The sequence below is a fragment of the Polaromonas sp. P1_G2 genome (assembly GCF_056405515.1).
Map to the genome: position 1 here is coordinate 1 of NZ_JBFUBY010000101.1, position 13,471 is coordinate 13,471.

Annotated in this window: 11 protein-coding genes; all 11 read right to left on the minus strand. The window is 67.1% G+C overall.

Annotation, left to right across the window (positions count from 1 at the left end; genetic code table 11):
• Positions 1-236: 236 nt before the first annotated feature.
• The 11 genes from AC1D0P_RS12460 to AC1D0P_RS12510 all read right to left on the minus strand — a co-directional run bounded on the left by AC1D0P_RS12460 (position 237) and on the right by AC1D0P_RS12510 (position 12,942).
• The gene (locus AC1D0P_RS12460; RefSeq protein ID WP_477677034.1) at positions 237-1,061 is read right to left on the minus strand and encodes an RNA polymerase sigma factor FliA; all 825 of its coding nucleotides are present in this window, start codon (positions 1,059-1,061) and stop codon (positions 237-239) included.
• Positions 1,062-1,102: 41 nt separating this feature from the next.
• Positions 1,103-1,783, minus strand: a complete 681-nt coding sequence (locus AC1D0P_RS12465; protein ID WP_477677026.1) for a MinD/ParA family ATP-binding protein — start codon at positions 1,781-1,783, stop codon at positions 1,103-1,105.
• Between the two features lie 10 nt (positions 1,784-1,793).
• Complete coding sequence (gene flhF / locus AC1D0P_RS12470) at positions 1,794-4,202, minus strand: flagellar biosynthesis protein FlhF (RefSeq protein ID WP_477677027.1); 2,409 nt, start codon at positions 4,200-4,202, stop codon at positions 1,794-1,796.
• Entirely contained in the window at positions 4,199-6,265 is a 2,067-nt protein-coding gene (gene flhA / locus AC1D0P_RS12475) for a flagellar biosynthesis protein FlhA (protein WP_477677035.1), read from the minus strand. The genes flhF and flhA overlap by 4 nt, the downstream gene beginning before the upstream one ends.
• 17 nt (positions 6,266-6,282) lie before the next feature.
• Entirely contained in the window at positions 6,283-7,461 is a 1,179-nt protein-coding gene (gene flhB / locus AC1D0P_RS12480) for a flagellar biosynthesis protein FlhB (protein WP_477677028.1), read from the minus strand.
• Between the two features lie 185 nt (positions 7,462-7,646).
• Positions 7,647-8,303 (minus strand): protein phosphatase CheZ, encoded by a 657-nt coding sequence (cheZ, locus tag AC1D0P_RS12485; RefSeq protein ID WP_477677029.1) that lies wholly within the window; start codon positions 8,301-8,303, stop codon positions 7,647-7,649.
• Position 8,304: 1 nt separating this feature from the next.
• Complete coding sequence (gene cheY / locus AC1D0P_RS12490) at positions 8,305-8,703, minus strand: chemotaxis response regulator CheY (RefSeq protein ID WP_436158038.1); 399 nt, start codon at positions 8,701-8,703, stop codon at positions 8,305-8,307.
• Between the two features lie 98 nt (positions 8,704-8,801).
• A complete protein-coding gene (locus AC1D0P_RS12495) occupies positions 8,802-9,884 on the minus strand; it encodes a protein-glutamate methylesterase/protein-glutamine glutaminase (protein WP_477677030.1) in 1,083 nt (360 codons plus the stop codon).
• The gene (gene cheD, locus AC1D0P_RS12500; protein WP_477677031.1) at positions 9,881-10,540 is read right to left on the minus strand and encodes a chemoreceptor glutamine deamidase CheD; all 660 of its coding nucleotides are present in this window, start codon (positions 10,538-10,540) and stop codon (positions 9,881-9,883) included. Before cheD ends, AC1D0P_RS12495 begins: the two co-directional genes overlap by 4 nt.
• Entirely contained in the window at positions 10,537-11,430 is an 894-nt protein-coding gene (locus AC1D0P_RS12505) for a CheR family methyltransferase (RefSeq protein ID WP_477677032.1), read from the minus strand. The genes cheD and AC1D0P_RS12505 overlap by 4 nt, the downstream gene beginning before the upstream one ends.
• Positions 11,431-11,751: 321 nt before the next feature.
• On the minus strand, positions 11,752-12,942 hold the full coding sequence (locus tag AC1D0P_RS12510; RefSeq protein WP_477677033.1) for an EAL and HDOD domain-containing protein: 1,191 nt from the start codon (positions 12,940-12,942) through the stop codon (positions 11,752-11,754).
• Between the last annotated feature and the right edge of the window lie 529 nt (positions 12,943-13,471).

Sequence of the window (13,471 nt, forward strand, 5' to 3'; positions counted from 1 at the left end):
CCCAGCCCAGCACTCTGGCAATCTTGCGGATGCTGCAATTGTGCAGCTTCATGCCCATTACCGTGCCTCGCTCTTCGGCACTCAATTGTCGATATGTTCTTGTCATGCAACTCCTCTTGGATTGGAAGTGTTGCACTTGGTCCTTGAATCCGCCCTTACTTTCTTTTGGCGAAGCAAAAGAAAGTGAGTTGCTGCCGGCAACCCCGGCCAGCAACCCTAAGCAGAGGGCAAGCGCCTCATGACATAGCCCTCGCAACCCGGGGGCGGGCAGCAGCGGCCACCGCTGCGGACTTGCGCGGCGCCGGCGCCGGCTCCAGCCCCAGCAACGCGGCCAGGCTAGCCCGCAGCCGGCTGATAGCCTGGCTGTGCAGCTGGCAGACCCGCGACTGGGTCACATCCAGCACCGCACCGATCTCGCGCAAGGTCAGCTCTTCGTCGTAATACAGGCTCAGCAACAGCTGCTCGCGCTCGGGCAGCTCGCCTATGGCCGCCACCAGCTGGCGCCGGAAGTCGCCCTGCAGCAGCTGCGTCAGCGGTTCGTCGGCCAGCACGCGGTCGCCGTGGTCCTGGCGGTCCAGGAAATTGTTCTCGCGCTTCTCGCCGTCGCCGCGGTCGAAGTCCTCGTAATAGACGAGCTGGCAGCCGTGTATCTCATTCAGCAGCTGCTGGTAGGCCTCCAGCGGCAGTTCCAGTTCCTGGGCGATCTCGCGTTCATTGGGCGCGCGGCCCAGCTTCTGCTCCTGCGCGCGCACCGCCATGGAGACGCCGCGCGAGGACTTGCGCAGGCCGCGCGACACCCAGTCGTTGGCGCGCAGTTCGTCGAGCATGGCACCGCGTATGCGCTGGCTCGCGTAGGTCTCGAACTTCGCGCCCTGGTCGTCCTGGTATTTTTCGGCCGCGTCCAGCAGGCCCATCATGCCGACCTGGATCAGGTCGTCCAGCTCAACGCTGGCCGGCAGCCTGGCGATCAGCTGCAGCGCCAGCCTGCGCACCAGCGGCGCGTGCTGGGCCAGCAGCTCCGACGGGGCGGACTGGGCCAGTTTTCCCTGGGGGGTGTACATGGACATAGGGGATGCCTCCTGCTTCTTGAAGGGTCTGGGGGTCAGGCAGCGGCCGGGGACATCCGGCGGGCGGGCACTTCGCCAGTCACGCCGGGCACGCCGGGCGGCGCGGGCCAGCGCAGCACGTCCGCCGCAAGCCGGTCCACGTCCAGCGCGGCAGGGCTGCCCGGGAAGGCTTCCACCACGCTCATGTTGAGCCAGCGCGCCTGCGCCAATTGCACGTCCTCGCATATGCAGCCGGCCGGCTCCAGCGCCAGCGCGAGATAGCTCTTCGCGACGCTGGCCAGGTTGGCCAGGATGCGGCTGGCATCGTTCGCGCCCGCCGCGTGGTTGACCAGCACGCGCATGCGCCGCAAGGCATGCGCCTGCTGCAGCCGCTTGATGCAGGCATAGGCGGCCGTGATGGCCTCGACCTGCGGCCGCAGCACCACCACCAGCTCGTCGGCCTGGGCGGCCAGCGGCGAGAGCAGGCCCTCGCCGTCCAGCCGCGCATCGACCAGCACCAGCCGGCCCTGCAAGCGCGCATAAGCTGGCGGCGCATCGCCGCGCTCGTCGATCACCTGCACGTCCTGGCCCAGCCGGGCCAGCGCCGCCGCGAGGTTCATGGTGACGCTGCTCACGCCCACGCCGGGCGCAGCGCCGACAAAAGCCAGCAGCCGCCCCGGGCTGTTCGCCATCAGGCGCCTGAGGCCGTCGGCCTGGTCGCTCACCGGTTTTTTCACGGCGGGTTCCTCAGCCTCGCGCCGCGGGCAGGGGCGCGGGCGAAGGCGCAACGCCTTCGCCTACCCCCTCCAATTCCAGCGCGTCGAGCAGCACCAACAGCTTGCCCAGGCCTTCGAAGAGCACGGCGGCCGGCACCGGACGGCCCGGGCGCACCGCGCGACCGGCCAGCTGCGCCAGCGCGCGCCGCGCCGTCTCGGCCCAGCCGTCCTGCAGGCCTTGCAGCAGGAACACCGTGGCGCAAGCCTGGCCGGCGATCAGCCGGCGCGCCGGCACGGCGGCCGCGTCCATCTGGCCGATGCCCTGGCCCAGCAGTTTGAAATAGGGTTCGGCGGCGCTGCGCCAGCTGGGCCACTGCGCCATGCGCCGTGCCGGGGCGCGCACGCCTTCGCCGGCCAGCACATAGCTGTGCGCCAGCAGCTTGCCGGTCACGGCATCGACCATGCGCCTGACCACGCAGCGCAGTACCGGCAGGGGCGGCTGCGTGCCCGGCGCCATGTCGTCCAGCTCGGGCCGCAGGCTGATGCGCGCCTCCGCCACCGACATGAAGGCCGCCTTCTTGCGGTAGACCACGGGCAGCGCCGTGCCGAAGGCAAGGCCCGCGGCCAGCCTGGCCAGCGTGCCGCGCGCGCCGGTGTCCGCATCGACGATGCGCAGCGCCGAACTGCCTGCCGCCGCCCAGGCGCGCCCTTCGTCCTGCCACTGCCGGATCAGCTTGGCGTCGGGCACACGCGCGAACAGGTGGACCACGGTTTTGTCGAGCGCGGGTTGCAGCGCCCAGCCGGCCGGCTGCTGCGCATCGGCGGGGCCTTGCAGCGGCGCCGCAAAAACCTGGCCCGTGCGGTCGGACAGCAGCAGCGTGCTGGCGAGTGATTGCGGTGCTTCACCCTCTTGAGAAACCAGGCGCGCTTCACCCCCCACGGCCAGCACATAGTCGCCGCACAGCGCGGCGGCGTCGTCAATCGCCTGGAAGCTCAGCGCGTGCGACACGCGCTGCTCGCCTTGCTCAGCTGTTTCGCCCTCCGCGCCCGCGGGGGCGGACAACTGCCGCCACAGCGCGCGGGTTTCCTCAAAGCCTATGCCGCCCTGCGACAGCGCGGCCGCGTTGGCCGCAAGCTCCTGCGCGTTGTGCGTGAGAGCCTGAATCAGCTGCCGGCATTGCGCGCGCAGGCGTTCGCTGGCCTCTTCAGCCTTCGCGGCTTCCGCCGCCGCGCGCTCCGCATCGCCGTCGGCTGCGGGGTTTTCGGCGAGGTCGGATTCGCCAGGCACAAACAGTGCGCTGCGGCTGCCGGCCTGGAACACGCTGTCGACCAGGGCCTTGCCGTCGGCCGGCACCAGGTGCTCGGGGACTTTCTGGCCGCTGGAGATGTAATGCACCGGCAGCTGGTGGCGTATCGCCATGTCGATCAGCGCGCCGGGGTGCGTGGCCTCGTCGACCTTGGTGAAGATGCAGCCCGCCAGGTCCCAGTCGCCGGCAGGGCGTTCGCCGTGGCGGTAGGCCTGCACGACTTCGTTGAGGGTGTCGCCGTGGCTGGAGGCATTGAGCAGCAGCAGGCGCTTGACGGGGCGGTTGGCCCCGCAGAGCATCGCGATCTGCCCGGCGACGGCGCGGTCGCGCTGGCTCATGCCCACCGTGTCTATCAGCACCATGTGTTTGTCGCGCAGGCCGGCCAGCACCCGATCCAGGTCGGCCGCGTCCTTCACCGCGTACACCGCCACGCCCAGGATCTGGCCGTAGATGCGCAGCTGCTCGTACGCGCCTATGCGGTAGCTGTCGGTGGTGACCAGGGCCAGCTTGTCGGCGCCGAAGCGCATCACGCAGCGCGCCGCGAGCTTGGCGGTGGTGGTGGTCTTACCCACGCCGGTCGGCCCCATGAGCGCATACACGCCGCCCTCGTCGAGCAGCGCGCCTTCGTCCTCGAGCAGCGGCATGCGGCGCGCGAGCTCGGCCTTCGCATAGTCCATGCCGAGCGCGTGGCTCTGGCCCGTGGGCAGGTCCTGCAGGATGTCTTTCGCCAGGCGCGCGCTGAAGCCCGCGCCCAGCAAGGTGCGCAGCAAATGGCCGCGCACCGGGTCACGGCGCTGCTTGTCGTTCCAGGCTATGCCGGCGAGCTGCTCCTCGATCATGCCGCGCATGGAATGGATCTCGCGCAGCACGGCCTCGCTTTCGGCTGCGGGCGGAGAGCTGATGGGCCGGGATGGCGCGGCTGCTGCAACGGGAGCGGCGACGGGCACGGCGGCGGGCACGACAGCGAAGCCTTCCAGCGCCGCGACAACTTCCACGCCCCCGGCCGTCACGCGGTTCGACAGCACCACGGCATCAGGGCCCAGGCGTTCGCGCACCAGGCGCAGCGCCTCGCGGCTGGAGGGCGCGACGACCTGGCAGGTGGTCGCGGCGTCGGCGGAATTCGGGGTGTTCACAGGGCGGCTCCAATCGTGGCGGTCACTTTGATGGTGCGGGTGTCGGGTATCTCAGCGTGCGACAGCACCTTGAGTTGCGGCAGGCTGCGGCGCAGGAAGCGCGCCAGCAGCACGCGCAATGGGTGCTGCACCACCAGCACGGGGGCCAGGCCCAGGCCGGCTTGCCGGTCCATGGCCTGCTGGGCTTCGCGCAGCAGCCTGTCGGCCAGGCCCGGCTCCAGGCCGGCGCTGTTGCTCAGGGCCTGCAGCAGCACGCGGTCGAGCGAGCTGTCCAGGCCAATGACCTGCAGTTCCTCCTCGCCCGGGAAAATATGCTGGACGATGGCGCGCGACAGCGCCAGGCGTATCAGCGAGGTCAGCTCGGTGGTGTCGCTCACCGTGGGGGCGTTCTCGGCCAGCACGTCGAGGATGGTGCGCATGTCGCGTATCGGCACGCTTTCGTCGAGCAGGTTCTGCAGCACCTTCTGCAGCGTCGTGAGCGACAGGGTCTTGGGCACCAGGTCTTGCRCCAGCATGGGCGATTCCTTGGCGATGCGGTCCAGCAGCTGCTGCACTTCCTGCCGGCCCAGCAGCTCGGCCGCGTGTGCGTGGATCAGGTGATTCAGGTGCGTGGCCACCACGGTGCTGGCGTCGACCACGGTGTAGCCGTAGATCTGCGCCTGCTCGCGCAGGCCGCTGTCTATCCAGACGGCGGGCAGGCCGAAGGCCGGGTCGCGCGTCTGCGTGCCCGGCAGGCTGGCGCTGACCTGGCCCGGGTTGATCGCCATCCACTGGCCCGGGAAGGCCTCGCCCTGGCCGATCTGCACGCCCTTGAGCTTGAGCACGTAGGCATTGGGCTTGATCTCCAGGTTGTCGCGGATGTGGACCACCGGCACCAGGAAGCCGATGTCCTGCGCGAACTTCTTGCGTATGCTTTTGATGCGGCCCAGCAGCTCGCCGTTCTGGCTTTTGTCGACCAGCGAGATCAGCCGGTAGCCGACCTCCAGCCCCAACGGGTCGACCAGCGCCACGTCGTCCCAGCTGGCCTCCTGCGATTCGGCGGGGGCCGGCGGCGGCGGCGCTTCGGCGGCGGTAGCCCCGCTCGTGGCGGCGCGCCGCATGATGCGCCGCCCCAGCCAGACCAGGCCGCCGGCGATGATCAAAAAGGCCAGGTTGGGCATACCCGGGATCAGGCCCATCAGGCCGATCACGCCGGCCGTYAGGAACAGCACCTGCGGGTTCGCGAACAGCTGGCCCGTGAGCTGGCCGCCCACGTCCTCATCGGTGGTGACGCGCGAGACGATGACACCCGCCGCGGTGGAGATCACCAGCGCCGGGATCTGCGCGACCAGGCCGTCGCCGATGGCCAGCAGCGTGTAAGTCGTGGCCGCCTGCGAAAAATCCAGCCCGTGCTGGGCCATGCCGACGATCAGCCCGCCGATGATGTTGATCACCAGGATCAGCAGGCCGGCCACGGCGTCGCCGCGCACGAACTTGCTGGCGCCGTCCATGGAGCCGTAGAAGTCGGCCTCCTGCGCGACTTCGGCGCGGCGCTTGCGCGCCACGTCCTCGCCGATCAGGCCGGCGTTGAGGTCGGCGTCGATGGCCATCTGCTTGCCCGGCATCGCGTCCAGCGTGAAGCGCGCGCCCACCTCGGCGATACGGCCCGCGCCCTTGGTGATGACCATGAAGTTGATCACCACCAGGATGATGAAGACCATCACGCCGACCGCGAAGTTGCCGCCGACCAGGAAGTGGCCGAAGGCCTCGATGACCTTGCCCGCCGCGTCCGGCCCGGTGTGGCCTTCCATCAGCACCACGCGCGTGGAGGCGACGTTGAGCGACAGGCGCAGCAAGGTGGTGAACAGCAGCACGGCCGGGAAGGCCGCGAAGTCCAGCGCCTTCATGGTGTACATGCTGACCAGCAGCACCATGATGGACAGCGCGATGTTGAAGGTGAACAGCAGGTCCAGCAAAAACGGTGGCAGCGGCAGCACCATCATGCTGAGGATCAGGATGATCAGCACCGGGCCGGCCAGGCCCTTGCCCTTGCCGCCGGCCATCATCTGGCGCGGCAGCCGCATCAGGTCGTCGACCAGCGTCATGCGGCGCTCCCCAGCAGGGCAGTTGTGGCAGGCGCGGCTTGCACAGTGTGCGGATCGAGCGACTCAGGCACCGGCAGGTCGCGCGGCGCGCGCGGCGGCACGGCGCCGCCCTCGGCTGCGCGCTGCAGCTGGTAGGCCCAGGCCAGCACCTCGGCCACGGCCGAGTACAGCGCCGCCGGGATTTCATCGCCAAGCTTGGTGTGGCGGTACAGCGCGCGCGTCAGCGGCGGCGCTTCCAGCACCGGGATCTTGTGCTCTTCGGCCATGGCGCGTATGCGCAGGGCCACCAGGTCGGTTCCCTTGGCGATCACGCGCGGCGCGCGCATGTCCTTGTCGACGTACTTCAGGGCTACGGCGAAGTGCGTGGGGTTGGTGACGATGATGTCGGCCTTGGGCACCTCTGCCATCATGCGGCGCTTGGCCATCTGTTGCTGCTGCCGGCGTATCTGCGCCTTGACGTGCGGGTCGCCCTCGCTTTCCTTGTTCTCCTGGCGCAGGTCCTCGCGCGACATGCGCAGCTTGCGCGCGTGGCTCCAGAGCTGGTAGGGCACGTCGATGCCGGCCACCAGCAGCAGCGAGGCGATGATCAGCGCGCAGCTCACCGCCACCAGGTGCAGGGTGTGCGGCAGCGCGGCATGCGCGGGCTCGCGCATCAGGCCCATGATGGCGCCCAGGTCGTCGGCGATGACCCACCAGGCGACACCGCCCACCAGCAGGGACTTGAGCAATGTCTTGGCGAGTTCGGCCAGCGACTCGACCGAGAACATGCGGCCTATGCCCGCGATGGGATTGAGCTTGGAGAAATTCGGTGCCAGCGACTGCGCCGACAGCAGCCAGCCGCCCAGCAGCATGGGCGCCACCAGCGCGGCCACCAGCATCATCAGCAGCACCGGCAGCAGCGCCTGCGCGGCATGCAGCAGCGCACCGCCGGCCTGGTTCATCATGTGCGAGGGGTCGAAGGCCGAGGCGCGCTCGAACTGCAGGCCGTTGCGCAGCGCGCTGTTGAAGTGCCCGCCCATCATCTCGCCCAGCATCCACAGGCCGCCCACGCCCGTCGTGAGCATGACAAAGGTGACAAGCTCCCGCGACCGCGCGACCTGGCCTTCTTCGCGCGCCTTTTCCAGGCGCCGGGGCGAGGCCGGTTCGGTTTTTTCGAGATCACTTTCTTCCGCCATCCATACTCCGCAGCGTCGGGCGCAAGGGGCGCCCTGTCTTGAGAATTATTGGAGGGGAGACCTGAAATCGATCAGGGAAATAGGCTGGGTATCGGGCTGTTCTTTGGGTAATAGGAAGGGCCTGATGCTTACTCCTTCCCCCTCTGGGGGAAGGTTGGGATGGGGGCCAGCGGCGCTTGAAGTGGCTAGAACCCGAGGCTGGCGAGCAGGTCGTCTACTTGCCCTTGCCCATCAACCGCATCCGCATTCCCAATCTTGATCTGCGGCCCATTCAGCAGCCCATGCCCCGCATCCTGGCGCTTCTCAGGCGGTGCGTTGTCGATCAGCAGCTGCAGCAGCTGCGTCTCCATGTCCTTGATCACGTCCATCATCTTCTTGATGACCTGGCCGGTCAGGTCCTGGAAGTCCTGGGCCATCATGATTTCCATGAGCTGGGCGTTGGTAGCGCTGGCCTGCTGCGGCGCGTCGGCCAGGTAGCCGCGCGTGTCCTTGACGAGTTCGCGCGCGTCGTCGAGTTCCAGCGGGCTGTCGAACCAGACGTCCCAGCGCTTGCCCAGCGCCGTCGCCTGTTTCGACAAATTCTCCTGGATGGGCTGGGCCACGTCGATGGCGTTGAGCGCCCTTTCGGCCGCGCGTTCGGTCATCTGCGCCACATAGCTCAGGCGGTCGCGCGCGTCGGGGATTGCCTCGGCGGCGCGCGCGATGCTTTTGTCCAGCCCGAGCTCGCGCATGCCTTCGCGCATCTGGCGCGTCAAATGGCCTATGCGGTTGACCAGCTGTTCGGCCGAATCGCTGGCCGCCGCCGCATGGAGCACGGGATGTTGATGTGCTTCTTGCGACATATCAGGCGCCTTCCTTCTCGATTTTTTCGAAGATCTTGTTGATCTTCTCTTCGAGCGTCACGGCGGTGAAGGGCTTGACCACATAACCGTTGGCGCCGGCCTGGGCCGCCGCGATGATGTTTTCCTTCTTGGCCTCGGCCGTCACCATGAGCACCGGCAGCTTCACGAACTGCGGGTCGGCGCGTATGGCCTGCAGCATGGCCAGGCCGTCCATGTTGGGCATGTTCCAGTCGGACACCACAAAGCCGTAGTTTCCGGCCTTGACCTTCTCCAGGCCCGCGGCGCCGTCCTCGGCCTCGTCGACATTGACGAATTCCAGTTCCTTGAGCAGATTGCGGACAATCCGGCGCATGGTCGGGAAGTCATCCACGACCAGGATTTTGATGTTTTTATCAACCACTTCACTCACTCCAATATTCACGATCAACGCTCAAACACATGTCATCCGGAAAGCGCCACGCTTGAAAAGAGCGCCGGCCGGAAGCCCCGAAAAAATCACTACACCCGGTTCGCCCGCTCCCCGAAGGAGCGCAGGTGGGCCAGCACGCGCTGGCTCATCTCCTGCAGCGGCACCACCTCGTTCACCGCGCCCAGCGCGATGGCCTCGCGCGGCATGCCAAAGACCACGCAGCTGGCCTCGTCCTGCGCCAGCGTGTGCGCGCCCGCCTGGCGCATGCGCATCAGGCCCTCGGCGCCGTCGCGGCCCATGCCGGTCAGGATCACGCCGATGGCGTTCTTGCCGGCGTGGCGCGCGGCCGAATCAAACAGCACGTCGACCGAGGGCCGGTGCCGGTTCACCGGCGGCTCCTGGTCGACCTGGGCCATGTAGTTGGCGCCGCTGCGCGTGAGCGACAGATGGAAACCGCCCGGCGCGATATAGGCATGGCCGGGCAGCACACGCTCGCCGTGCACGGCTTCGGAGACCTTGATGCGGCACAGGCCGTTGAGGCGCTGCGCGAAGGAATTGGTAAATCCCGCCGGCATGTGCTGGGCGATCAGGATGGCCGGGCTGTCGGGCGGCAGAGGCTGCAGCACTTCGCGGATTGCTTCGGTGCCGCCGGTGGAGGCGCCGATGATGATGAGTTTTTCGGTGCTCAGCAGCGGGCTGTGCAGCAGGGGCGCCTCGCCGCCGCCCGCGCCGCCCGTGGGCGCCGGGCGCCGGGCCGGCAGCAGCTTGGCGGCCGCCGCGATGCGGATCTTGCCGGCGATCAGGTCGGTATAGGACAGCAGGCCGTCGCGTATGCCCAGGCGCGGCTTGGTCACGAAGTCGATGGCGCCCAGTTCGAGCGCGCGCAGCGCGGCCTCCGAGCCGCGCTCGGTCAGCGAGGACACCATGACCACCGGCATGGGCCGCAGGCGCATGAGTTTCTCCAGGAACTCCAGCCCGTCCATGCGCGGCATTTCCACGTCCAGCGTCATCACGTCGGGGTTGTGCTGCTTGACCAGGTCGCGCGCGACCAGCGGGTCCGAGGCCGTGGCCACCACCACCATGTCGGGCTGGCTGTTGATGATCTCGGTCATCAGGCTGCGTATCAGCGCCGAGTCGTCGACGCACAGCACCTTGATCTTGTTCACGCTCATAGGGCCCACGCATTCTTGTTGGCCACATTGCGGGCCAGGTCGGTATTGAAGATTTCGACGTTGCTGCGGCGTGCCGGCCGGCTCAGGTTGGCGGCCAGCGCCTGTTCCTCGTCGCGCACCAGCGCCACGTCGTCCTGCTGGCGCAGCTTGCGCATGGTGACCTTGCCGCTCGCCGGGAAGTAGTTGATGCGGCGCGGATAGTTACCGCGCAGGTCCTGGGCGGCCACGCGCACCTGTTCCATCTGCAGATAACGCAGCACAAAGTCGGCATTGCGCTCGCCGATGTTGAGCAAGGTCATGTTGGCCAGCACCGCGCCGCCGCCGAAGACTTTCGCCTCCAGCCGCTCGCGCCGGGCACCGGCTTTAAACAGTTCGTTGAGCAGCATCTCCATGGCGTAGGCGCCGTAGCGCATGGAGGCGGCCGCGCCGCGCGAGGACGGGTCGGCGTCTTCGGGCAGCATGAAATGGTTCATGCCGCCTATGCCGGCCGTGGTGTCGCGCACGCAGGCCGAGACGCAGGAGCCCAGCACCGTGGTCAGCACCATGTCGCTGGCGGTCACAAAGTATTCGCCGGGCAGCAGCTTGACCGCCGAGATGCCGAACTCGCGGTCGAAATAATGGTGGGTGGCCACCGTCTCCCGGTGCGCCGCGGTCATGGCGCGGCTTCCCAGGCTTTGTCGGCTTTAGCGCCGGGCGCCACCAGCTCGTACACCGTCTGGCCCTTGAGGCGCAGGATGTCGCCGGCAAACGAGAAGTTTTCCGAATGCCCGGCGAACAGCAGGCCGTGCGGCTTCATCAGCGGCGCGAATCGCTGCAGGATGCGGCCCTGCGTTGGCTTGTCGAAATAGATCATCACATTGCGGCAGAAGATCGCGTCGAAAGGCTCGCGCAGCGCCCACTTGGCGTCGAGCAGGTTCAGCTGCTCGAACTTCACCATGGCCGCGACCTCGGGCCGGATCCGCACCTTGCCGGCCTGCGCACCCGCGCCCTTCAGGAAAAAGCGCTTGAGCCGCACCGGCGAGAGCTTGCTGACCTGCTCCATCGTGAAGATCCCGGCCTGCGCCTTGGCCAGCACCTGGGTGTCGATGTCGGTGGCCATCACGCTGGCGGCAGCGCCCGCGGCGCGATCGCCCAGCGCCTCGATCAAGGTCATGGCAATCGAATACGGCTCCTCGCCCGTGGAGGCGGCCGAGCACCAAACGCTCAGCGGCTTGGGGCATTTCTTCGCATGCTCGGCCAGCACCGGGAAATGGTGGGCTTCGCGGAAGAAGGCTGTGAGGTTGGTGGTCAGCGCATTGGTGAACTGCTGCCACTCGTCGCCATTCGGGTCGGCCTCGAGGAAACGCAGGTAAGTCGCGAACTCCGTCAGCCGCAACTCGCGCAAGCGCCGCGCCAGCCGGCTGTAGACCATCTGCCTTTTTTGCGAGCTCAGGGCAATGCCGGCCCGCTGGTGGATCAGCGTGCGGATTTTCGAAAAATCATGGTCCGTCAGGAGGAAATCCGGACCGGCCGACGAGGCCGTTGCGCCATGCAGAGGTGTATTCATAGGTTTTCAGGTCATCGCACGCACGACGCGCGCGCCTTGGCAGCAGGCAAATGAGACATGCTCAATGTACAAAGACAGCGCTCTGCGTCATGGGCCGAAAAGCATGAGAAAACACCCGCTTCTCTGGGTATGGCTTGGCAATCCGCTGAGGCAGAACCGCCGGCACTACAAGGGGTCGCACCCGACTTGCACCCGCAGGGTCAAGAGCTGCTCAGAAACCCAGCGAAGCGGTCCTGGCTAGGCGTGACGCCGCAGACAGTGCTAAAGGCACGGCAAGGCGGCCACAACAACGCCAGGAGGGTTTCTGAGCGGCTCTGTCTGCTAAATGGTGACGGTATGAGCCCATGCCAGCGCCGCCAGATGCGCCTGATTAACGCGCGTAGACGTCATAAACAGCGCCTCAGCCAATTCCACAATCCGCCCATTCCGTTGCTCACCGGCTTCCACCAGCTGCAGGAAAGGCCCATAAACCCCTTCGCGGCTGACCAGCGCCTGCACCACCGGCTCGGGCAGCAGGATCTGGCTCACCACTTTTTCGAGCGGAATGCCCAGCAGTTGGTCCAGAAGCGAGAACATGCCGACAAAAAACAGGTGCTCGGCCTCGGCGCGCGGCAGCAAGTCCTTGCCCAGCAGCTCGGCAAAACGCCCGCGCACGATGGCGGCCTGCAGCAGGGCGTGGGAATAGCCCGCCGTGTTGGTCGTGGCCAGCAGCACCGACAGCCAGCGGAACAGCGGGGTGTAGCCCAGCATGGTCACCGCGTGGCGCAGCGATTCGATCTCGACCTCGATGCCGAAGCCCGGTGAGTTGATGTAGCGGAAGAGCTTGTACGACAGCGCCGCGTCGCGCTTGAGCACGCCCTCGATGTGCCGCACGTCGGCGTTTTCCTGGACCATCTGCATCAGCTGCAGGATGAAGATCGCCTGCGGGCTCAAGGCACCCGCGTTGTTCTGGGGCCGCGGCGTGGTGCACAGCTGCTGGAAGAAGCCACCCACGCCGTGCGCGGCCGACATGTCGAACTCGCGCCAGCCCGGGAAATCCTGCACCACCACGGACAGCGGCGGCTCGGCCTGCTTTGCCAGGTTGCTGAGCGCCGCAAAATCCGGGTGGCCCAGCGGCAGTTCGAGGTGCGTGGCCAAGGGAACCAGCGTCTCGGCATGTGTTTCCATGAATGCCAGGTCCGCGCCGCGCAGCGCCAGGCGCAGGCCTTGCTCACGCATCGAGGCCATGCCGGCCAGGCAGTCTTCCGCCAGGTCGGCACAGTCCAGCATCAGCACCGTGTTCGGCGGCGCCTGGCCGACCGACAGGCCGCCCGGCGGCACGCCGTGATCGGCATCGAGAAACAGCAAACCAAGCTCAGCCGCCTGGGCACGCTCGCCCACAAAGTCCAGCAACTGGCGCACGTCTTCCCGCGCGTCGGTAGGGGCCGAACCCTGCCAGGCCAGCCTGTAGCCTGCCACCTGTTGTTTGGGGTCCAGCAGCGGCGCTCTGACGAGGTATTTGTTTTCTGGCATGGCGATGGTCGATCCGGTTGTGGCTAGGGTTGTCTCTTGGCGCTCTGGGTGGCACCGGCCTGTCTTGCCACCCGGCCCTTCCCGCGGTTGCCGCTGGGCGGCGCCTGCAAGAAAGGCTGGCTGGCGGTCGCGCCGGGCATGGGCGGCCGCCGGTCGTCGGCAAAGACGGTCTTTGGGGAAAACTGTAAGGAGAAAGGTTGAAAGCGATTGACTCGAACAGGTGGGGATTCACCACTCTGTTTTCGGAATTGGGGTTGGGGGGTCTGTTCTCTCTGCTGAGGGCGCCGGGGTTGGGTTGCCCGGCGGCAGGCTGTTTCTTCTGAGATCTGCTGGCCGGGGTTGCCGGCAGCAACTCACTTTCTTTTGCTTCGCCAAAAGAAAGTAAGGGCGGATTCAAACCCCAAGTGCAACAGTCGGAATAAGGCCAGCGTCTCGCATGGCCTTGTTGTTAAAGAAGACCTCGGCAGGGCTTTTCCAGCCAAGGGTCTTGCGTGGCCTGATGTTGAGCTCCCAGGCCATGAGATCAAGC

Excerpts from the sequence above, each read along its gene's own strand:
- AC1D0P_RS12510 (WP_477677033.1), bottom strand. The coding sequence starts at position 12,942 with ATGCCAGAAAACAAATACCTCGTCAGAGCGCCGCTGCTGGACCCCAAA.
- cheD (WP_477677031.1), bottom strand. The coding sequence starts at position 10,540 with ATGACCGCGGCGCACCGGGAGACGGTGGCCACCCACCATTATTTCGAC.
- cheZ (WP_477677029.1), bottom strand. The coding sequence starts at position 8,303 with ATGTCGCAAGAAGCACATCAACATCCCGTGCTCCATGCGGCGGCGGCC.
- flhB (WP_477677028.1), bottom strand. The coding sequence starts at position 7,461 with ATGGCGGAAGAAAGTGATCTCGAAAAAACCGAACCGGCCTCGCCCCGG.
- AC1D0P_RS12495 (WP_477677030.1), bottom strand. The coding sequence starts at position 9,884 with ATGAGCGTGAACAAGATCAAGGTGCTGTGCGTCGACGACTCGGCGCTG.
- AC1D0P_RS12505 (WP_477677032.1), bottom strand. The coding sequence starts at position 11,430 with ATGAATACACCTCTGCATGGCGCAACGGCCTCGTCGGCCGGTCCGGAT.
- AC1D0P_RS12460 (WP_477677034.1), bottom strand. The coding sequence starts at position 1,061 with ATGTACACCCCCCAGGGAAAACTGGCCCAGTCCGCCCCGTCGGAGCTG.